Here is a 21,549-nt window from a genome sequence, read left to right as displayed (position 1 = left end):
CCAGGTCAGCGAGCTTAGTTGAGCGCTTTGCGAACCAGGTGGTTTTCTTTTGCCAGTACTGCCGGTATTTCTGATGCAGGTATAGCTTTGCTAAACAAGTGCCCTTGCAAAATGTCACAACCCATGACGTGTAGCAGGTAAGCTTGCATTTCACTTTCAATCCCGCCAGCGACAACATCCAGTTGTAAATACGACGCCAGCCTGATCAAGCTGGCGGTGATGTTGCGTTGTTGCTCGTTGTATTCCATGTCTTTGATGTAACTTGCGGCAATTTTTACGCCGTGTAGCGGTTGTTGACGCAAAACTGATAGCGACGAAATACCCTCGCCAAAGTTATCAAGTGTCAGATAAAACCCCAGTTTAGCCAACTGCTGCAAGGACGACTGTACTTGTTCATCCGTTTTTAGCAGCGTATCTTCATTTAGCTCAAGCTCAAACATCTCAGCGCTTAGGCCAAAAGTGGTCATCTCTTTGACAAGATAAGCAACGAAGTCGGTTTGTTGCAGGCTTAAAGAGGATATGTTTAGTGCCATACGGCCGCGGCTAACACCTGTTTTATGCCACAGATTTAATTGGCTGCAGCATTTGTTAAATACTAACCGTTCGAGCTGTATGGTTAAGCCACTTTCGTCTGTGATCGCAAGAAAATGTTGCGGAAGTAAGATACCCCGTCGTGGGTTATGCCAGCGTAGCAAGGCTTCATAGCCGACTACACGGTTGCTGCCAATGCTGATTCGGGGTTGATAATACAGTTCAAACTCATCCAGAGTCATAGCTTTTTGCAGCTCAGCTTCTAATGCCTGATATTCGCTGCCGCGATGCCAAAAGGGTTCATCAGCAAATACCATCCGGCTGTGGCCGGCTTTTGCTGCTTCAACTAACGCAGCTGATGCCGCGAGAATTAATTCGGTTGCTGAATCAGAGTCTGCGGAAAAAACGCTGATGCCTATCGTGGTTTGCAGTGAGCCGCCGGACGCAGCGGCTGTTTGCTCTGCCAGCGTTAAAATCCGGTGGCCCAGCCGGTTTAGCTGCAGTTCAGTATTGCCTTGACACAGATGCTGCGGCACTAATATTGCCAGTGTGTCATTGCTGTAACGGGCAACTACACAGCCTTTAATCACTAACTCTGACATCCTGTTGGCTAGCTGCACCGTGATTTTTTGCAAGTCGAACGCCGGGGCAACCGCAGTGGGTTGCAGCAATTTATTGAGTCTGACCAACATAACCGCAAAAGGCAGGTGTGACGTGTTACTGATATGAATTAAGGTGTGTAAATATTCTGTCATTAACATTGGGCTATACAAACCGGTTGCGGCATCATACAAAAAGTCGTTACTGTTTTGCTGTTGCTGCTGTACTAACCCGGCGATATCTCTGCCCAACAATAAATGCCGGAAGTCAGGTTGTAAAGGTGCTGTGACTGCTACTGACAAGGCCAGTCTACCATCCGGGGTTTGCAGCCAGGCCTCACCTTGCCAGCCATTGCTGAGGTCAAGCTCTGTCAGCAGTAACATTGCGCTATCACTTTTTGTATACAGCGGCAAGTTAGACAGCTGTGTGCCCTGAGGTATATTTAATCGTGCTGCTAACGCCGGGTTGATGAAGGTTGCCGTAAGATCAGTTGCAAGTATCGCAATAAAATCATTAGATTGTTGTAAAAAAGCATTGTGAAGTTGGTTTTTATTTAACAGATTGCGGTTTTGCCGCTGCAATTTCCGATTGAATATCGCCAATGAGGTAAAACCAAATAACAATAATGCAGTAACCACGCCGAAGAACATAGTGGCGAATGGCTCCCCGGGCAAAAAGGTGGTTTCTGGTATTGTCTGGTTTGCCAGCGTTTGTGATACTGGCAAAAACGCAATACAACATAACCAGCGCAGAGGTGGCATAGTTTCGACATCCTTGTTATCGAGCTTAACAGCAGTAACTATAGCTGTACTGTATCAGGTAATGCAAATTGCATTTACGAGATCCGCGCACCCTGATAACCCAACTGACGCCACGATTCGTAGACGAATACCGCAACGGCGTTGGATAAATTCATTGATCTGCTGTTTGCTGTCATCGGAATACGTAACCAGTGTTCAAATGGCAGTTGTTGTAACACGTCGGCTGGCAGGCCGCGGCTTTCAGGGCCAAAAATCAATGCATCTTCAGCCTGGTAGCTAACTTCACTATGTTGAGTGTTGCCTTTGGTTGTGCAGGCAAACAGGCGCTTTGGAGCCACACTCGTAACAAACTCGCCAAAGCTGGCATGGCGTTGCACTTCAGCAAACTCGTGATAATCCAGTCCGGCGCGCCGGATGCGCTTGTCATCCCAGGCAAAACCCAGAGGTTCAATTAAATGTAATTTAAAACCGGTGTTAGCACAGAGGCGAATAATATTACCGGTGTTAGGTGGGATCTCAGGCTCAAACAGCACAACATGTAACATGGCAAACTCCGAAATGGCAGAGTGCTAGTGTAGCAAATTCAGCACTCCGTTGGCAGCTGTTGCAGAAACTGATTAATAGCATTAAATGCCTGTTGGCGTATGCTGTCTGTTTCCATGAAAATTTCGTGTCTGGCCCGATCTAAAATGACTTTTTGTGTTACAACATGCTCCGGTAATTGGCAGTACCACATATTTTGCGCATGATTACTAACGACTTTATCGGCACTTGCTTGCAGCAGTAATAGCGGTGTGTGCCAGTTGGCAGCATTAGCTTGCAAAAGCGCCATAGCGCGGATGGCAGCGTTAATCCAGCTGCTTGTCACCCCTCCCAGTTGTGCCTGCGGGTAGTCTCGGTACAGCTGTAATAGCCAATTATAGCGCTCACGGCAACTGGTTAGCGGGTTGTGACTGAAGGCTTTCTCCGTATAATTACCTTGCCCAGGGAAATACCAGGGCTGTTGACCAAGGGCACGGTTTAGTGCGCCATATGCTATGGCAAGTGATTGGGCTAGCCGGTAGGGTACCAGACCAGTGTAAATGCCCAGCATTGGAGAGGCCAGAATTGCTGCATCGAACGGATGTTTGTATTGCTGCAGGTAGCCAGCCAGTATAGCGCAGCCCATAGAATGGCCTAGTGCGATGGTGCGTTGATGTCCTGCCGGCACAACGATATGGTCAATAAATTGGGCAAAATCCTGCTGATAGTGGCCAAAATGGCTGACATAGCCTTTGTGCGGGTTTACCAGTTCGCGTTGAGATAAACCCTGACCGCGATGGTCAAGGATATAAACGCTGTAACCGGCTTGTATGAGCTCAAAGCTTAACTCGGCGTATTTTAGTGCAAGCTCCATCCGCCCGGGGCTTATTACAATAGCCAGATCCGAGCGAGCTGAGCGATGGCTGTAGTAACGTAATTGCAGGTTGTCTGTGGTTGTCAGTTCACCGCTTTTCATAGTCTGCCAAAGCGGCAGGTACCTGCCGCGCCAGTCGGCAGCAATAGTGTTGGCCATACCTAATGGCTGCACAGGCAGAAATGCGGCTGTCATAAAAATACTGCACCTTGAATTGCGAATACGTCCGCTAGTTTAGCGGTAACTGTAGACTGATACAAAGCCCGCCACTCTCGCGGTTGCTGGCAATTACACTGCCGCCATGCTGCCGTATAATTTGCGCCACTATAGCCAACCCCAGACCAGTGCCGCCAGTTTGATTGTCTCGGCTGTCTGATACGCGGTAAAAAGGCTCAAAAATAGCCTGCAATTGCGAGCTGGCAATGCCGGGCCCCTGATCACAAATCTGTAGCAATACCCAGCCTGGTTGTTGTTGCAACTGACATAAAATTTCACCGCCTGTTGGGCTATATTTTATGGCATTGCGCATTACATTCTCTATCGCTCTGGCCAGCAAACGCTGGTCTGCCATAATTGACAGCGTGTCAGCTGCGACGATTTTTACCTGTTGTTGCCTGGCATCAGCTTCAACCTGGTTTACCTCTGTCAGTTCACTGAGCAGCTCTATTAAGTCAAACGAGGTTTTATTGAGCTGATACTGGCCTGCATCCAGTTTGCTGTATGTTAGCAGTTCGTCCAGCATGCTATCTAGCCGCTCAAGTTCCTGGCTGATCCTTGGCACCTGCTGCAGTGTCTGGGTACGCTCTGTCAAACCCAGCGCCAACTGTGCCCTTGCCAGTGGCGAGCGCAGTTCATGCGAAATATCACGTATCAGACGTTGCTGATTGGTCAGTAATCCGCTGATACGTTCTGCCATAGTATTGAAACTATGCCCCAATAAGCCCAGCTCGTCCTGACGTTTTATTAAACCGGTTACTCTGCTATTGAGTTGACCATCTGCAAATTGCAAGTTGCGCTGCAACAGTTCCCGCAGCGGTCTGGAGATAGATACCGCCAGTACAAAACTGGCTACAGCCGAAATGACTAAGGTAAATAACAGCAGCACATGTTGGGGTAATTGTGTCAGATGCCACCAGGGCCGGGGTTGTCGCTCACGTTTTTGATATAGGGCCAGGATTTGTCCGTCAAGATTAAGTAAAAAGGGGCCGGCCAGTGAGATATTGTCATGACGTAACCAACGCGGTTTGTCCAGTCGAGATAATTCGGTTAGCCAATGCTGATCAAAATCTGTCGGCAGCAAGCCGGGGGTAAGAACGGTATTAGTTTGAGCATCAACTACCAACCAGCGGTCTGGCTTGGCTTGCTGCAGGCGTGTTATCAGCTCACTTACATTGGCACTGCGGCGCAAGCCTTGTAATTGTTGTTGTACCTGAGCCACCATAGATGAAGGCATGCGACGTATCTCACTGCGTTCTGTAAGCGCACGTGACATCGCCAGAGTAACAAAAACGGCACTGAGCAACACCAGCCAAAACCAGATAAATATGCGCCCAGCAAGATAGCGAAATGGATTAAAGTGTACCAGCCAATGCATTAGTCGCCTGCTATAAATAAGTAGCCGCTACCACGCAGCGTTTGGATTTTTTCATCAGGGCTAAACTGTGCCAGCTTTTTACGAATGTTGCTAATATGCATATCTAGGCTGCGGTCATACATTTGCAGACGTTTGCCCAATACATCCTGGCTTAGTTCATCTTTGCTGACAACCTCTCCTGCACGACGCATTAACTGCTCCAGTAACTGAAACTCTGTTGCGGTAAGTGAGACCAGCTGACCATTGCAACTCAGTTGGCGGTTAGCGGTGTTTAATTGCAGGTTATTTAAATTAAATACCGTTTGCCCGCCCGCCGGCGATTTTGTCAATTCTACCCGGCGTAAAATGGCCTTAATGCGGGCCACCAGCTCACGCGGATTAAATGGCTTCGCCAGATAATCGTCGGCGCCCAGTTCCAGCCCGACAATGCGGTCAACATCATCACCACGGGCTGTGAGCATTAGCACCGGACAATATTGTGCGTTGGCGCGCAAATGTTTCAGAACAGTTAAGCCATCCATGCCAGGTAGCATAATGTCGAGCAAAATAAGCTGATATCCGCCTAGAGTTGCCATTTCCAAACCATGCCGGCCGTCATGCGCTGCACTGAACTCATAGCCATCCAGCGCCAGATATTGCTCTACCAGTTCGCACAAACCAGTATCGTCATCAATCATCAGAATTGCGGGCATAGTTTCTTCCTCTTTGTGCCAAGTCTACCCAATGTCTGCGCCCAGGCAATACTGCTTTACAGAATCTTTACCTGCTCTTTGCGCTGCTTTGCATTGGCTGTTTTATGCTTAGCCTGTCTTAATAAAGGAGTGTATCCGATGAAAGTAGCAAAACTGATTTTTACCTTAGGTTTAATTACTGCCAGCAGCTTGTCTGGTGCTGCAGTAGCCCGGGAACAAAAAGTGGCGGGTTATGAACACGGCCAGCATATGCAGCATGCTCCGATAAAGCGCATTCTGGCCGGGCTGGCATTGACTGATAGCCAGCGACAGCAGATCAAACAGTTGATGCAGCAACACCGTAGTGAGCAAAAAATGGCCCGGCTTGATAAAGCTGAGCGTCAGCAAATGCGTGATTTAATGGCCGCCGATACCTTTGATGAGGTCACGGCAGGTTTGCTGATAGAAAAGCAGCAGCAACAAGCAGTAGAAAAACGTTTGGCTGCGATGAAATTACAGCACCAGGTATTGCAGCTGCTTACAGATGAACAACGCCAACAACTCAATGAAAAACGGCAGAAATGGCAACAAAAAAAGCTGCGCAGCGATTCCTGAAACATTCATCAGGGATAACGCAGCAGGTGTCTGTTTCAGCAAACTATAGGGCCGGGGCGTTTTAACACCCGGCCTTGTTGTTTATTCTATATTCAGCTCTTTTAGTTTGCGCGTCAGCGTATTGCGACCCCAGCCCAGCCGCTTAGCGGCTTCTTGCTTGTGGCCATGTGTGTACTGTAGCGCCTGCTGTAACACAGTGCGTTCAAACTCTGGCCCGGCCTGTGCCAGAATGTTTTCTGCGCCGGCATTGAGTTGCTGGCTTATCCAACTGGCCAACAGCTCCTGCCAGCTATTGGCAATGCCATTGCCAGACAGCGCAGGTGTTCTTGTCGGTGTCATCAGTTCCGGTGGCAGATCAGCGGGCACTATTTGTTTACCGCTGGCCATGACTGTTAGCCAGCGGCAGGTATTTTCCAGCTGACGCACATTGCCAGGCCAATCCAATTGCGTAAGCAACTGCTCGGCATCTTTGGTTAGGGTTTTGGCTTCGACGTTTAGTTCTTGCGCTGCTTGTAGTAAAAAATGTTGCGCCAGCTTGGCAATATCCTGCTTGCGCTCTTTTAACATCGGCAAATGAACACGAATGACGTTTAAGCGGTGAAACAAATCTTCGCGAAATTTACCTTCGCGCACCAGCTGTTCTAAGTTCTGGTGGGTTGCGGCAATAATGCGTACATCAACACCTATGGCCTGGTGGCCGCCAACGCGATAAAACTGACCATCTGCTAACACCCGCAGTAGCCTTGTTTGAACGTCTAGCGGCATATCCCCGATCTCGTCAAGAAACAGCGTGCCGCCATCGGCTTGTTCAAAACGGCCTTTACGCAGATTATTGGCTCCGGTAAAGGCGCCTTTTTCATGACCAAATAATTCAGACTCGATTAAGTCTTTTGGAATTGCTGCCATATTTAACGCAATAAAGGGTTGGCCAGCGCGCGGGCTGTGTTTATGAAGTGCGCCTGCGACCAACTCTTTGCCGGTACCAGACTGGCCATTGATCAATACGCTGATGCTGGAACGGGCTAACCGGCCAATAGCGCGGAACACTTCCTGCATTGCCGGTGCTTCACCAATGATCTCAGGTGACAGCGCTTGTGGCTGTGCTTTGCTGGCTTGCCGGCGTGATTTAGCATGCTCTAACGCGCGGCTTATCAGCGCTACCGCATCATTAATATCAAAGGGTTTAGGCAGGTACTCAAAAGCGCCGCGTTTAAAGGCGTTAACGGCACTGTCTAAATCGGAGTGCGCCGTCATAATAATCACCGGCAGTTCCGGTGCCAGTTCTTGCAAGCGGCTTAACAGCGCCATGCCGTCTGTGCCCGGCATGCGAATATCGGATACCACAACTGCGGGTTGGTCATATTCCAGCCGCTGTAGCATTAAATCAGCAGAGGCGTAGCTCTCGCATAATATGTCCGCTCGGGCCAGGGCTTTTTCCAGTACCCAGCGGATAGAATTATCGTCATCAATAATCCAAACAGTATGACTCATATATTCAATCCTCAGTGTCAGCTATAGGCAGGTAAAGGGTAAATTCGGTTTGGCCGGGCCAGCTGTCACAATCAATCCAGCCGCCATGTTGATGGATCAGGGTTTGTGCAATAGAGAGCCCGAGGCCGGTGCCACCGGCTTTGCCGCTAACCATGGGATAAAATAGAGTGTCGCGTATCCCGGCTGGTATACCAGGGCCATTGTCGGTAACTTTAATCATCGCCACCAGTTTGTAGCGTTTGCCATGCAGAGTATGTTGATACAAGATCCGGCTTTGCAGGCAAATTGCCGGTTGTATCGTATGCTCTAGTGCTTGTTGGGCATTGCGTACTATGTTGAGTAATGCCTGTTCTAATAATTCCGGGTCAAAAGTGAAATCAGGAATGCTTGGGTCGTAGTCGCGGCTGAAGTTGACACCTGAAGGATTGTCCATTAATGCTAACTGACGCACTTGTTCAATCATCTGGTGCAGATTACTGTTCACCCGCTGGGCTGCTCTGTAAGGGCCTAATAACCTGTCAACCAGATTACGTAGCCGATCAGCCTGGGCAATAATAAGTTGGGTGTATTCCTTCAGCTCTTCAGATAGTGATTCTTCAAGTAACTGTGCTGCACCGCGTAATCCACCCAGCGGGTTTTTAATTTCGTGAGCAAGGCCACGGATTAACTCCCGCGCTGCCAAATGTTGATGTTGCTGCAGGCTTTCCAGACTAATTTTGCGTTGCTGATCTACCTGGCGCAGTTCAAGCAATAAATGACCGGCAGGACTTTCGCTTATGGTGACACTGATATCAAGCAATAAATGCCGGCCATCTGCTAACACAGCTTGCACATCGCTGACGCTGAAACCCTGCTTGGCGGCCAAAGCGCTGGCAAAATGCTCTGCGCTAATATCAACGTGTTGGAATAAATCAGGAAAGTACTGCTCGTGTAAACGTTTTTCACCCAGTCCTAATACGGCACAGCAGGCCGTATTGAAGTAACGAATATGTAAATTACTGTCCAACAGTATAATTGCTGTGGTCAACTGAGCTGTTATTTGCGCAGTCAACTGCGCTGTGCTGCTTTCTCGTTGTGTCACTGTCCCATCCTTTGCACCTAATTGGTGCAGTCTGATGGCAGTGTAATTCAGATTTGTCTGAAATGCACAGCGCCTGCACTAATTTGGTGAAATTACCGAAGCTCTATGTAGATAGAAGGTTGTTACAGGACTTGTTGCAATAAGCTTGCCGTTTTGGTCAAACAGTTCCAGTTGTAATTTGTGTTCACCACGCTCAACATCGCGCAGAATAAATACTGCTGTGCTTTGTGGCTCGCTCTGTGGTTTACCGTCTAATAACAGGCGTAAACGCAAACCGCGTTCAAACATCGGATTAACTTTGCCTGATACATAAACAGAACCTGTATTATCGCGCACAGTACCCTGTTCTTCCGGTTGCACTATTTCGACGCTAAAAGCTTCTTTTTCCGCTTTACGGGTGACGGGTAGGGTGGAATCTGTGGCTGACATGATATTAGCCCGTTGGCTTAGGTTGACTTCTTCTGCGCCGGGTTGCGGGCTGTCAGAAAACACCAGTACACCGTTAGCATCACGGGTGACAAACACTTTTTTCGTCTGCTGTGCTTGTAAGTGGGGGGTGGCAAACAATAATATAATAATAAAGAATAATATGTTTCTCATGTCGTGTACTGCTTCCGATCATTTTTGTTATTGTAGTTCCATCGGTTTACTCTAACGTGCTTTAGTTGATAATTCTACAAAAAAAAAGCCCACTTTAGTGAGCTTTTTAACACCATTAAAACCGTTATACGCTGTAGTACAGCTCAAACTCCAACGGATGAACAGCCACTGCAACTTTGCGGGCTTCAGCGCGTTTAATGTCGATATAGGCATCAATCATCGCATCGGACATCACGCCGCCTTTAGTAAAGATAGCGCGGTGCTTATCCAGCTCGTTCAGTGACTCTTCCAGAGACGCTGATACTTGCGGAATATTCGCCGCTTCTTCAGCTGGTAAGTCGTATAAGTCTTTGTCCATGGCATCGCCAGGGTGGATCTTATTCTGGATACCATCTAAGCCGGCCATCAACTGTGCTACAAACGCCAGGTACGGGTTAGCCGCAGGATCCGGGAAGCGACATTCAATACGACGTGCCTTCGCGCTTGGTACCAATGGGATACGGATAGAGGCAGAGCGGTTACGGGCAGAGTAAGCCAGCATTACCGGTGCTTCGTAGTGTGGTACCAGACGCTTGTACGAGTTAGTTGATGGGTTTGTAAACGCATTAACAGCTTTCGCGTGCTTGATAATACCGCCGATGTAATACAGCGCCAGTTCAGACAAGCCTGCATACTTGTCTCCGGCAAACAGGTTTACGCCGTCTTTGGCCAGAGACTGGTGACAGTGCATGCCAGAGCCGTTATCGCCAACCAGCGGTTTTGGCATAAAAGTAACCGTTTTGCCATACAGGTGTGCGACGTTATGAATTACGTACTTCAGCTGCTGAACTTCGTCAGCTTTCTTAGTTAAGCTGTTGAACTTGGTAGCTATTTCGTTCTGGCCTGCTGTTGCTACTTCATGGTGATGCGCTTCAACAGTCTGCCCCATTTCTTCTAATACCATACACATGGCACTGCGAATATCGTGGCCTGAATCTACCGGTGGTAAAGGGAAGTAACCGCCTTTAACACCAGGACGGTGGCCTTTATTACCATCTTCATAGCTGGTGCCTGAGTTCCATGCGGCTTCAGTGGAGTTAATTTTAAAGAACGAACCTGACATCGTGGTTTCAAAGCGGATGTCGTCAAACATAAAGAATTCTGGTTCAGGGCCAAACAGTACTGTGTCAGCAATGCCGGTAGATTTCAGGTATTCTTCAGCGCGTTTAGCAATAGAACGCGGGTCGCGATCGTAGCCTTGCATAGTGCTGGGTTCGATAACGTCACAGGTAATGTTTAACGTAGTTTCTTCAAAAAACGGGTCTAATACCGCTGTAGATGCATCTGGCATCAGGATCATGTCTGAATCATTGATACCTTTCCAACCCAGAATAGATGAGCCGTCAAACATTTTACCGTCTTCGAAAAAATCATCGGTGATTTGGTTAACAGGAACAGTCACATGCTGCTCTTTACCTTTAGTGTCGGTAAAACGTAAATCTACAAACTTCACTTCATTTTCTTTTATTAAACTCAGTACAGATGATGCAGACATGCATTCCTCCAATTAATCTGTTTTGGACTGATTTAGCGGTGTTGCGCCATTAAATGCCAGATATGTGCCAATCATTTAAGATAATGATTTATATTAATATATTTTATTTTAACGGATTTTTAAAATAGCACCTTGCACCAACATGGTGCGGTGTTGTTCAGTTGTGGTGCGCTCTGGCAGGGCTAAGTGTAGATGCTGAATTAGCCGTTAGTAAAAAAAATCACCAAAACTGCAGTTGCTGTTTTTCTTTCCTGTTAAAAACAGAGTAGAATATGCGCCCTTTAGTTTTAGTTAGTTTTGCCTGGTGGTCATTACGGTCATCTAGTGCCACAGAGGATATATTTACATGAGCGTTACCGCGACCTACTTAGACAAGCTGCGCAATGTTGCCATTATTGCGCACGTTGACCATGGTAAAACCACTTTGGTTGACAAACTGCTACAGCAGTCTGGCACCTTCGACGCCCGCGCCAAATTACAGGAGCGCGTTATGGACTCGAATGCGCAGGAATCTGAGCGCGGTATAACAATCCTGGCAAAAAACACTTCGGTGCGCTGGAACGGCTACCACATTAATATTCTGGATACGCCCGGTCACGCCGATTTCGGCGGGGAAGTAGAGCGGGTATTATCGATGGCAGACTCAGTACTGTTGCTGGTAGATGCGGTTGACGGCCCTATGCCACAAACGCGTTTCGTTACACAAAAAGCCTTTGCTCATGGTTTAAAGCCTATCGTTGTTGTGAATAAAATTGACCGTCCAGGCGCGCGTCCGGATTGGGTGATCGACCAGGTGTTTGACCTGTTTGACAACTTAGGTGCTACCGACGAGCAGCTGGATTTCCCTATTGTCTATGCATCTGCGTTAAACGGCTGGGCCACATTAGATTACAACGAGCCGAAAACCGATATTACCGATCTGTTTGAAGCTATCGTTAAGCACGTAGCGCCGCCAGCGGTTGAGTTGGATGGTGAAACTCAGTTGCAGGTATCACAGCTGGATTACTCAAGTTACCTTGGTATTATTGGTATCGGCCGTATCAAGCGCGGTACGTTAAAGCCAAACCAGCAGGTAACTATTGTCAATGCCGATGGCACTAAGCGTAACGGTAAAGTGGGCCAGGTGTTTGGTTACCTGGGTTTAGAGCGTGTTGAAACAACAGAAGCCAACGCCGGCGATATCGTGGCCTTTACCGGCCTTGGCGAACTGAAAATTTCTGACACTATTTGTGCCACCACTAAAGTAGAGGCACTGCCTGCACTGCAGGTAGATGAGCCAACAGTTACTATGACATTTCAGGTAAACACTTCACCTTTCGCCGGTAAAGAAGGTAAGTTTGTTACGTCACGTCAAATTTTAGAGCGTTTAACACACGAGCTGAAGCACAACGTGGCGCTGCGGGTTGAAGAAACGGCTGACGGTGATAAATTCAAAGTGTCTGGCCGCGGTGAATTGCACCTTGGCGTATTAATTGAAAATATGCGCCGCGAAGGGTTCGAATTAGCGGTATCACGCCCTGAAGTTATCATGAAAGTGGTTGACGGCGTGAAAATGGAACCAATGGAAAACGTTACTATCGACTGTGAAGAGCAGAACCAGGGCTCTATCATGGAACGCATGGGTGAGCGTAAAGCTGAAATGACCAATATGCAACCAGATGGTAAAGGCCGCATTCGCATGGATTTCCTGATGCCAAGCCGCGGTTTGATTGGTTTCCGTACCGAGTTTATGACCATTACCTCAGGTACCGGTTTGATGTATCACAGTTTTGATCACTATGGTGAGCATAAAGGCGGTACTATCGGCCAGCGTACTAACGGTGTGATGATCTCTAACGCCATGGGCAAAGCAGCCGGCTATGCTATTTTCTCATTGCAGGAACGTGGCCGTATGTTTATCAGCCATGCTGAAGAAGTGTATGAAGGTCAGGTTATCGGTATCCACAGCCGCAGCAACGACTTAACAGTTAACTGTTTGAAAGGTAAGCAGTTAACTAACGTACGTGCGTCGGGTACTGACGAAGCCATCAACCTGGTTCCGCCAATCCGTTATACATTGGAGCAGGCACTTGAGTTTATTGATGACGATGAATTGGTAGAGGTAACACCAAAATCGATCCGTATCCGTAAGCGTCATCTGACAGAAAACGATCGTAAGCGCGCCAGCCGCGGTTAATACCGTTTAGCGAGCTAATCTGAGCCGGCATTAATGCCGGCTTTTTGTTGCCTGATATTTAGTGATCAACAACTTACAGTTATCTGTGATGCTGGTTGAACGCTGGCTTTTCTTGTATCCTCAGGTTATTACCCGGATAAATGGAGGCGGCATGAAAATTGACTGGCAGGGCTATGCTCAGACCGGCCTACGCTTTATTAAACTTTATGCTCAGCGCTGTCAGCAGGATCAGATCACGGTAGTAGGTGGCTACCTGGCGTATATTTCGTTGTTGTCGCTGGTACCGTTAATCACGGTAATGTTTTCTATGCTTCAGGCCTTTCCGATGTTTGCTGATTTTCGCGGCAACATTGAAGCTTTTGTGTTTGCCAATGTTGTGCCATCGCGTGGCGAGGAAATTCAGACCTATATCAATCAGTTTATCGGCAATACCGGCGGCATGACTGCGGTGGGTATTATGGTGCTGGCCGGCGTTGCACTGTTGCTGATCCACAATATTGATAAAACGCTGAATAAAATTTGGCGGGTAACCAAAAGGCCAAGACCGGTTATTTCATTTTCTATTTACTGGATGATTCTGACTTTAGGGCCTATTCTGTTTGGCTCGTCGATTGCCGTAACATCTTATCTGATCAGACTAAGCCGTTTTGCTGAAGATTATACTCCCGGTTTATCTACCTTGTTGCTCAGTACCGTGCCGTATCTAATGTCTTTACTGGCTTTTTTTCTGTTATATCTCGTGGTACCCAATATCAAAGTACGCAGTCGGCATGCATTTTTCGGTGCCTTGCTGGCGATGATATTGTTTGAATTATCTAAACGTGGTTTTGCAGCGTACGTGACGCACTTCCCGGCATACGACACGATTTACGGCGCGCTGGCGCTGGTGCCTATTATGTTTGTCTGGGTATATTTGTGTTGGCTGGTGGTATTGCTGGGGGCGGAGCTGACTGCGTTGCTACAGCAGGTTGCAACGGGTACGAAAAAAACGGATAGCCACGATCCTGACCAAAACAGCCCGGATGATGAAAGCGGGGCGATCAAAAGATGAAAGCACTTATTCAACGTGTCAGCCAGGCGGCTGTTACCGTCGAGGGCAATATTATTGCGCAGATTGATCAAGGCTTACTGGTATTGTTAGGGGTGGAAGGCAGCGATACAGAAGCGGCGGTGGAGAAGCTGGCACATAAAGTTTGCCACTATCGAGTGTTTGCTGATGACGACGGCAAGATGAACTTAAACGTACAGCAGGCCGGTGGTAGTTTGCTGGTGGTTTCGCAGTTTACCCTGGCAGCCGATACTCACTCTGGCTTAAGGCCAAGCTTTACACCTGCGGCAGCGCCAGACAAAGCCATTCAGTATTACAACGCTTTTGTGGCATATTGCCGCGCTCTGGGCCTAAATACCGTTACCGGACAGTTTGCTGCGGATATGCAGGTGAGCCTGGTGAACAACGGTCCGGTGACGTTTTTATTGCAAAGCTGATTTTTCGGAACTGCAGAGCTGATTTTTCGGAGTAGGATCTATGCGACATTGGCAGTTACGTTCACCAGTCACGCCTGATGAGTGGCAACAATACTATGGGCTGCGCTGGCAAATTCTGCGTGCACCCTGGCAGCAACCTCCAGGTACCGAGCGTGACGAACTGGAAGCTCAGGCTTATCATCTTATGTTATTAACTACTGAGGGTGAGATTGCCGCGGTTGGTCGTTTGCACCGGCTAGAGCATGGCGGTGCACAAGTACGTTATATGGCGGTAGCTACTGAGTATCAGGGCAAAGGGGCCGGTGCCAGAATACTAGCCGAACTGGAGTTACAAGCGGTAAAATGGGGCTGCTGCTACATCAAATTAAATGCGCGTGATACCGCTTTATCGTTTTATCAACGTAATGGTTATCAGCAGATTGGTGCTGCCCCGGCGCTATATGGCATCGCGCACCTGGTGATGCAAAAAGCTATCCGGCTTAGTGGCACACAAGAGCAGCAGCAACAATGGTGTAAACAGCTGGCTGACACCTGGCAGCAAACTATACCGCTGAGCCAGTATATGCAACTGGCTGTTACCAGCTTTGATGGCAATGCACTGCGCTGCGAGGCTCCGCTGGCACCGAATATTAATCTGCATCAAACTATGTTTGCTGGCAGTATCTATGCACTTGCCACCCTAACCGGCTGGGGTATGCTATATCTGCAGCTTCAGGCACTAGGACTGCAGGGCGATCAGGTATTGGCTGATGCCAGTATTAAATACCTGCGCCCGATTGCAGAGCTACCTTCGGCAACCTGCGCATTGCAGTACTGTATTGGTGATCTCTCCGCTGTGGCACAAGGCAGAAAAGCAATGCAGCAGATCCGGGTAAATATATACTCGGGCGACTTTTTGGCGGCAGAGTTTTCTGGCCGTTATGCTGTGTTAGCGGTTAAAGGTAAAGCATGAAAGTTGTTATTGTTGGTTGTGGTTGGTTGGGTTTACAGTTAGCGACAGCATTGCACTATGCTGGCCATCAAGTGTTTGCCAGCCGTCGCAGCATGCAAGGGCTTGCCCAACTTCCACAGGGAGTTAATCCGCTGTTATTGGATCTGCCTGCTGTAACTGCAACCACAGAAATCATCAGCGCTATGCATAATGCTATGGTGATCTGTGCTATCCCTCCCGCCCTGCGAAGTGGAGGCGCGCACTACGGCGCAGCGTTAACGCAACTGGCGCAATTGATGCAAAATGCTGGCAGTCTCGGCGTGGTGCATTTTAGTTCATCGGGTATTTATCAAGGGCTGACAGCTGATGTTGATGAAACGGTTGCATTGCGTCACGATATTGACAGAGTGACAACGCTGGCTCAGGGCGAGGCAATACTGCAACAAGCGCTACCCCTGTGTATAACCTTAAGATTGGCTGGGCTGATGGGCCCGGGGCGACATCCAGGGCGCTTTGTTGCCGGAAAAACACTACCCAGTCCAGATGGCTTAATTAACATGCTGCATGCGGATGATGCCTGCCGCGCGTTACTGCGGTTGCTCAGTTGCAATGAGCTGCACTCTGCAACCTATAATCTCAGCTGCCCGTTGCCTGTTGCACGCCGGCAGTTTTATCAAGCGGCCAGTAAAGCATTACAAACTGCAGTGAGTTTTTCTGATGACCTTGTGATATCGCATCGTTCGGTGCCGCTGCTTTTTATACAACATTTTGCCTTCAAGTATCGGTTTGAAAATGCGATTGATGCATTAAGTTATTGTGATTGATGGAGAATTGGTCATGCTAAGCTTTTATAACGCATTTATCAGCTTCTTATCAGGAAATTCCGCCGCAGCTGTTTAATACTCAGCGCTAAATAAATGGCACTGAGGCTATTATGAATAATAAATGGTTAGTAATTTCTTCTGTCAGTACGGCGTTAGGTATAGTTGCCGGCGCTGTGTACTTGCTGTTTGCTGAACATTCACTACTACTAAGTGATAACAGCTGGGTCCTTTCTGCCTTTTGGTCAGCATTTATGCTGTGGACCTTTGTGTTGATGTTTATTGTAGCCTTGATTTTTAACGTGTTGGCATTTTTTGAATTGGACGAGCAACATCAGCTGTTTGGTCTGGTGTCACCGTTTAAAAGCCTGTTGTCTGCAGCCGACAAGCAGCAACAGTTTTTACAAGATGCCGAACGTTTGCTGCAAACGCAGGGTAAATTAAGCCATTCAAATCGCGTTAGCTCAGAATATCAGTACTTTCAGGGCGATATGGATAAACTGGTTTTGATCCAACAAAATAAGCGTCAGGTGGACATTAATCAGGTAAGGGCATTGTTTCAGCAAATGCTTGCTGCAGATTTACCAAACGGGTTAGTGGTGAGTTACCACGGTTTTAGTAATCAAGCGTGGATTTTTGCCCGGGAAGCAAATATTGATTTATTGGATGTAAAGAGTTTAAAAAAGCAGCAAAAGCGCATGCGCGAGCAACAGTTTGCGTTAGTTTAGCGTTGATATCACTTTTTCATCGGGTTTTTTATCATTGTTTTGGCACACTAGTTTGTGAATGGAATCAATAAAAACAATTGGATAAAATACTTCCTGCCTGGCTGGACACTTGTCCAGCCTTTTTATTTTACTGGTTACAAGAAGTTGGATTAACTGCAACGGTTACACCACTTTAAATGCGCTGGCTGCCTGCTTTAACTCCAGGGCCAATTTGGATACGCCATCACTGTGTTGCAGTGTCCGCTCTGCTTTTTCACTGCTGACATGCGCTACTTCGATCATTTGCTGCATGTTGTCACCAATGCTGGTACCCAGACGCAATTGTTGCTCGGTTGCGGCGGTAACCTGGCTACTAATTTTTTGGGTATGAGCGATTGCCTGATTTACCAGACTAAGTGACGACACCAACTCCAGCATTTGTGCTACGCAGCTGTCGGCGTCATTTTTACCTCCCATTACAGCTTGAACTGCTTGCTGGCTTTGTTGTTGCAAGGTTTCTATCATTTGGCGGATCTCATCTGTTGCGTGTTGTGTGCGCCCGGCTAATGAACGTACTTCATCTGCAACAACAGCAAAACCCCGGCCTTGGTCACCGGCACGAGCCGCTTCAATAGCCGCATTCAACGCCAGTAAGTTAGTCTGTTCGGCAATAGATCGGATGGTCGTTAGAATACTACCGATATTGTTGGCTTCATCATTGACGCGGCTCATTACGTTACTGGTAGCGGTAAGTTGCTCAGCTAATCTATTAATTAGTTTGCTATTTTGCTCGGCAATATTGTCAATTTGTTTACTCTGTTCCAGCGCTTGTTTCATCGCATTAGTGGTTTCACTGGATTGTGCCGCTATGTCACGGGTACTGTCAGCTAATTGATGAGTAACCTGGTTAACGTCGGCAATTTGTTGCTGCTGGTGTTGCAGTGAATCACTTATTTCACCCACTTCAAACGTGGACTGGCGGGCGTTTTCGTTGAGCTGCAAGGCATTTTGCTGGATATTGATAATCAAACGGCTTAATGCCGCTGTCAGACTATTTACTTTGACTGCCAGTGCACCAAACTCGTCCTCTGTTTTAACATGTAATTTGCGTGATAAGTCGCCTTTGGCAATATCAGTTAGTACCTTATTTATTCCTGCCAAAGGTCTTAGCATAGTATTGATGGTCAGGTAAGCCGTAGTAACGGCAAGTACTACCAGCACCAGCATTAGCACTAAAGTTCGGGTGTTGCCTGAGTTGACGGAGTCTGACACCCGTTGTTGCAAGGTACTAAACTGCCTGTCGGCGGCCGACAGTAATGCATCCAGCGCTACTATGACCTGCTCAACCCGCTGTTCTGATAAATTCAGCTGGTTTCGTGCCGTTAACTGAGTACTGACCTGCTGTAATTTGATATTGGCCAAACTGCCTTGTGTCTGTAATTGCGTTGTTAGCTGAGCTAGTTGTTCAGTCACTCCCTGCCAAAGTCCATCAGTGTCTTGGTTAGCGACTTGGTTTGCCATATAGTCGATGTTTACCTGCATATCACTTAGCGCAAAGCCGATGTTTTCTTGTGCCGCTTCAGCAGATGCAAGCTCAGTATAGGCGGTTACTTCTTTCAAAGTGTTCAACAGGCCCAGCAATTGGCCGTCAATACGGCTGGCACTGCCTGCGATAAGCTCCATCTGTTGCGCGCCGCCGGGAAGCTCCAGATAAGAGATATCGAGCAAATTGGCACCAATATTGTCAATCAGCTGTTCTAACGTGGCAAACTCGCTCACAGCTTGTTGCTGTAGTAGCAGCCCTTGCAGTCTGGCCTCGAACATAGCGGCAACAGCGTCTGCATATTGCTGATAGCGCTTATCTATATCGCTCAGGGTTTGGGTAAACGCCGTTTCGTTTGCAGTTAGTTGCGCCAGACTTGCAAGTTGGTCACGCAATGTTGTACTGCCACTATTAAAACGTTGCCGGTAACTGCTGATATCGGTATCGCTTTCAGCGGTGTAACCCAAAGCAGATAGCTTTGCCAATTTCAATAGTTGTATTTGCGCGGCGTTACTTTGTTGCTGTACTGGCACCGCCAGTTGATTAACTTGCTCGCTTGATTGGGTAATGGCAGAAAAACTCAGTAACGCTGAGCTGCTGGATAGCAACAACAATAGCGCTATGAAACCAAAGCCAATAATGATTTTATGGGCGACTTTTAAGGTGATCACTTTGGCTTACTCCGCGCTGTGGCTCTGCTTTAACCATAGACAGTAGCTGTTTGATAAACAAGCTGAAGTTAACAAAGAAAGCGGTACTGGTCTAGCCAGAAAAGGGGAACTTGATTTAAAAGAGGGCGGCAGCACCATTTTGGTGCTGCCATTAACGTTCGACCGTTTAAACTGCTGGGCTGTCACCTTTGCCATGAGAGCTTTATAACGGGCAGCTATTCAGCTGGCAGTGTGTGTTCAGTCAGTTGAGCCTCTGCTGGTTAAAGAAAAATTAAGATGGCCGCCTAAACGGTAGCGGCTACCCGGTGAGGTTAAATACGCCAGGCTGACCGCGCCTTCACGGCTAAAGGTGCGACGGGTCAAGCGCAGGCAGGGTTCGGCTTTTTTCAGCATTAAATGCTTACAGGTAAAATCATCCGGCCAGATGGCCTCTACGGTATGTTCGGCTTCAGTAAGCGGTGCAATAAAACTCAGATACTGATGCGGTGTTTGTTGGTTAAAATCTTGCTTAACATAATCCGGTACCAGTTTCGGGCTAACGTAACGTGCCTCCAGTTGCAGGGGTTGGTTGTTCTCTAAATGCACTATCAGGGAAAAATACACCGGTTGGTTGCGCTGCAAACCCAGCCCGCCGGCAATAACGGTTGGGCAGGGCAGCTCAGTCAGTTGTAACAAGCGGGCGCTGTAAGCATGCCCCCTGGCATGAATTTCATCTGCAATATTACGAATTTCCAGCAACGACGATTGCGACTTCAGTGCGGCGACAAAACTACCAACGCCCTGTGTGCGGTACAAAATGCCTTGTTCGGTCAGCTCCTGCAATGCACGGCGCGCTGTCATGCGGCTAACGCTGAACTGTTCGGCCAGCTCGTTTTCCGACGCTACCCTGCTATGCTCGGGCCAGGCGCCAATCTCTATCTGGCTGAGCATGTACTCTTTTATTTCGGCAAATTTGGCCACCGCCATAACATTTCTCCTGTTGCCGGACAAAAAATACCGCGGCTAAATAAAAAATACTGTAGTTTGGTTGTATATACAAGTTGTTGGTGTAAAATTATTTCAACGCGCACACAGGAGAGCCACTATGCAGCAGTTTGATGCCATCTGGATTAATGCCAATATCGCCACTATGACCGACAATGGCCGGGCCTATGGCGCCATAGAGAATGGCGTTTTGGCGATAAAAGATGGCCTGATTGCCTACATTGGCCAGCGCAGCGGGTTGCCGGCGTTTGATGCGCTGGCCACACCGCTGTATGACGCTGCCGGGCAATGGTTGCTGCCGGGTTTTATCGATTGCCATACCCATTTGGTATACGGCGGTAATCGTGCTAACGAGTTTGAAATGCGCTTAAACGGTGCCAGCTATCAGGAAATTGCCGCCGCCGGTGGTGGCATTAAAGCTACTGTGGCGGCTACCCGTGCGGCCAGCCACGAAGAGTTATTTGTGCTGGCAAAAAACCGGCTTAATACCTTGTTAGCGCAGGGCGTAACCACAGTGGAGATTAAATCCGGCTACGGCCTGGATCTAGCCTCTGAGCAAAAAATTCTTGAAGTAGCCGCTGAGCTCGGTAAGCATCATCCTGTCACCATTAAAAAAACCTTTTTAGGTGCTCATGCCTTGCCGGTTGACTATGCTGATGACGCCGATGGCTATATCGATGTGGTTTGCCAGATGCTGGGGCAGTTGCAACAGCTCGGGTTAGTGGATGCAGTGGATGTATTTTGCGAAGGCATCGGCTTTAGTATCGCGCAAACGCGTAAGGTATTTACCGCCGCGACGGCGCTGGGATTGCCGGTAAAAGCCCATGCCGAACAATTATCTAACCTTGGCGGTAGCGCTTTGGTGGCTGAATTTGGCGGCTTATCTGCCGATCATATCGAGTTTCTTGATGAAGCCGGCGTGGCCACCATGGCAAAGGCCGGCACCGTGGCGGTGTTACTACCCGGCGCATTTTACTTTTTGCGTGAAACGCAATTGCCGCCCATAGGCCTGCTGCGGCAATACCAGGTGCCCATGGCTATAGCAACCGATCTTAACCCCGGTACCTCGCCGCTGTGCTCCTTGCCGCTAATGTTAAATATGGCCTGTACGCTGTTTCGCTTAACGCCGGAAGAAGCCTTGCTGGGCGTAACCCGGCACGCGGCGCGGGCGCTGGGGCTTAACGATTGCGGCCAATTAACAGTAGGTTATCGGGCTGACTTTGGCTGTTATGCTATCAGCCAACCGGCGGAGTTGTGTTATCAGTTTGGTGTTAATTCGCTTAAACAACTGATAATCAATGGTAAAGAGGTAAGAGTAGCAAGCGTGTAAGCTTTACAAGGCGCGCTTTTGCATTAA

General features: G+C 48.2%; 19 protein-coding genes. 8 read left to right on the top strand and 11 right to left on the bottom strand.

The genetic code is table 11. From position 1 onward, the window contains the following. Positions 1-14 precede the first annotated feature (14 nt). The 5 genes from ACYVIC_RS00860 to ACYVIC_RS00840 form a co-directional block, all read right to left on the bottom strand. Positions 15-1,892, bottom strand: a complete 1,878-nt coding sequence (locus ACYVIC_RS00860; RefSeq protein WP_460856406.1) for an EAL domain-containing protein — start codon at positions 1,890-1,892, stop codon at positions 15-17. Positions 1,893-1,966: 74 nt separating this feature from the next. Further along, complete coding sequence (trmL, locus tag ACYVIC_RS00855; RefSeq protein ID WP_460856404.1) at positions 1,967-2,437, bottom strand: tRNA (uridine(34)/cytosine(34)/5-carboxymethylaminomethyluridine(34)-2'-O)-methyltransferase TrmL; 471 nt, start codon at positions 2,435-2,437, stop codon at positions 1,967-1,969. 38 nt (positions 2,438-2,475) lie between these two features. After that, the gene (locus ACYVIC_RS00850) at positions 2,476-3,483 is read right to left on the bottom strand and encodes an alpha/beta fold hydrolase (RefSeq protein ID WP_460856403.1); all 1,008 of its coding nucleotides are present in this window, start codon (positions 3,481-3,483) and stop codon (positions 2,476-2,478) included. A 34-nt stretch (positions 3,484-3,517) separates the two neighbouring features. Continuing rightward, the gene (locus tag ACYVIC_RS00845) at positions 3,518-4,882 is read right to left on the bottom strand and encodes an ATP-binding protein (RefSeq protein ID WP_460856401.1); all 1,365 of its coding nucleotides are present in this window, start codon (positions 4,880-4,882) and stop codon (positions 3,518-3,520) included. Continuing rightward, complete coding sequence (locus tag ACYVIC_RS00840; protein ID WP_460856400.1) at positions 4,882-5,574, bottom strand: response regulator transcription factor; 693 nt, start codon at positions 5,572-5,574, stop codon at positions 4,882-4,884. Before ACYVIC_RS00840 ends, ACYVIC_RS00845 begins: the two co-directional genes overlap by 1 nt. Before the next feature lie 138 nt (positions 5,575-5,712). Between ACYVIC_RS00840 and ACYVIC_RS00835 the strand changes: the two genes are divergently transcribed. After that, positions 5,713-6,168 (top strand): Spy/CpxP family protein refolding chaperone, encoded by a 456-nt coding sequence (locus ACYVIC_RS00835; protein WP_460856398.1) that lies wholly within the window; start codon positions 5,713-5,715, stop codon positions 6,166-6,168. Positions 6,169-6,249: 81 nt separating this feature from the next. Here ACYVIC_RS00835 and glnG read toward each other — a convergent pair whose 3' ends face one another. The 4 genes from glnG to glnA form a co-directional block, all read right to left on the bottom strand. Then, complete coding sequence (gene glnG / locus ACYVIC_RS00830) at positions 6,250-7,659, bottom strand: nitrogen regulation protein NR(I) (RefSeq protein WP_460856396.1); 1,410 nt, start codon at positions 7,657-7,659, stop codon at positions 6,250-6,252. Positions 7,660-7,663: 4 nt separating this feature from the next. Continuing rightward, entirely contained in the window at positions 7,664-8,740 is a 1,077-nt protein-coding gene (gene glnL, locus ACYVIC_RS00825) for a nitrogen regulation protein NR(II) (RefSeq protein WP_460856394.1), read from the bottom strand. Between the two features lie 78 nt (positions 8,741-8,818). Further along, positions 8,819-9,340, bottom strand: coding sequence for a DUF4124 domain-containing protein (locus tag ACYVIC_RS00820; RefSeq protein ID WP_460856392.1), 522 nt, complete (start codon positions 9,338-9,340; stop codon positions 8,819-8,821). A 124-nt stretch (positions 9,341-9,464) separates the two neighbouring features. Beyond that, complete coding sequence (glnA, locus tag ACYVIC_RS00815; RefSeq protein WP_460856390.1) at positions 9,465-10,874, bottom strand: glutamate--ammonia ligase; 1,410 nt, start codon at positions 10,872-10,874, stop codon at positions 9,465-9,467. A gap of 346 nt (positions 10,875-11,220) precedes the next feature. On the opposite strand from glnA, the gene typA reads away from it, so the two are divergent. From typA to ACYVIC_RS00785, 6 genes are all read left to right on the top strand, one after another. Continuing rightward, positions 11,221-13,050 carry a translational GTPase TypA gene (gene typA, locus ACYVIC_RS00810; protein ID WP_460856389.1) on the top strand — a complete coding sequence of 610 codons (1,830 nt, stop codon included), beginning with the start codon at positions 11,221-11,223 and terminating at the stop codon, positions 13,048-13,050. A gap of 151 nt (positions 13,051-13,201) precedes the next feature. Beyond that, the gene (locus ACYVIC_RS00805; protein WP_460856387.1) at positions 13,202-14,101 is read left to right on the top strand and encodes a virulence factor BrkB family protein; all 900 of its coding nucleotides are present in this window, start codon (positions 13,202-13,204) and stop codon (positions 14,099-14,101) included. Further along, on the top strand, positions 14,098-14,535 hold the full coding sequence (dtd, locus tag ACYVIC_RS00800) for a D-aminoacyl-tRNA deacylase (RefSeq protein WP_460856386.1): 438 nt from the start codon (positions 14,098-14,100) through the stop codon (positions 14,533-14,535). The genes ACYVIC_RS00805 and dtd overlap by 4 nt, the downstream gene beginning before the upstream one ends. Before the next feature lie 40 nt (positions 14,536-14,575). Then, complete coding sequence (locus ACYVIC_RS00795) at positions 14,576-15,487, top strand: bifunctional GNAT family N-acetyltransferase/hotdog fold thioesterase (RefSeq protein ID WP_460856384.1); 912 nt, start codon at positions 14,576-14,578, stop codon at positions 15,485-15,487. Then, on the top strand, positions 15,484-16,290 hold the full coding sequence (locus ACYVIC_RS00790; RefSeq protein ID WP_460856383.1) for a Rossmann-fold NAD(P)-binding domain-containing protein: 807 nt from the start codon (positions 15,484-15,486) through the stop codon (positions 16,288-16,290). Before ACYVIC_RS00795 ends, ACYVIC_RS00790 begins: the two co-directional genes overlap by 4 nt. Positions 16,291-16,400: 110 nt before the next feature. Further along, entirely contained in the window at positions 16,401-17,015 is a 615-nt protein-coding gene (locus ACYVIC_RS00785; protein ID WP_460856381.1) for a restriction endonuclease, read from the top strand. 162 nt (positions 17,016-17,177) lie between these two features. On the opposite strand, the gene ACYVIC_RS00780 is transcribed toward ACYVIC_RS00785, so the two are convergent. Together ACYVIC_RS00780 and hutC are read right to left on the bottom strand one after the other, a co-directional pair. After that, a complete protein-coding gene (locus tag ACYVIC_RS00780; RefSeq protein WP_460856379.1) occupies positions 17,178-19,208 on the bottom strand; it encodes a methyl-accepting chemotaxis protein in 2,031 nt (676 codons plus the stop codon). A gap of 237 nt (positions 19,209-19,445) precedes the next feature. After that, a complete protein-coding gene (gene hutC, locus ACYVIC_RS00775) occupies positions 19,446-20,174 on the bottom strand; it encodes a histidine utilization repressor (protein WP_460856377.1) in 729 nt (242 codons plus the stop codon). Between the two features lie 118 nt (positions 20,175-20,292). Between hutC and hutI the strand changes: the two genes are divergently transcribed. After that, positions 20,293-21,522 carry an imidazolonepropionase gene (gene hutI, locus ACYVIC_RS00770; RefSeq protein WP_460856375.1) on the top strand — a complete coding sequence of 410 codons (1,230 nt, stop codon included), beginning with the start codon at positions 20,293-20,295 and terminating at the stop codon, positions 21,520-21,522. Positions 21,523-21,549 lie beyond the last annotated feature (27 nt).

The organism is Rheinheimera gaetbuli, assembly GCF_054781935.1.
The sequence above is the reverse complement of the archived record's forward strand: the minus strand, read 5'-3'. Positions and strand labels throughout refer to the sequence as shown.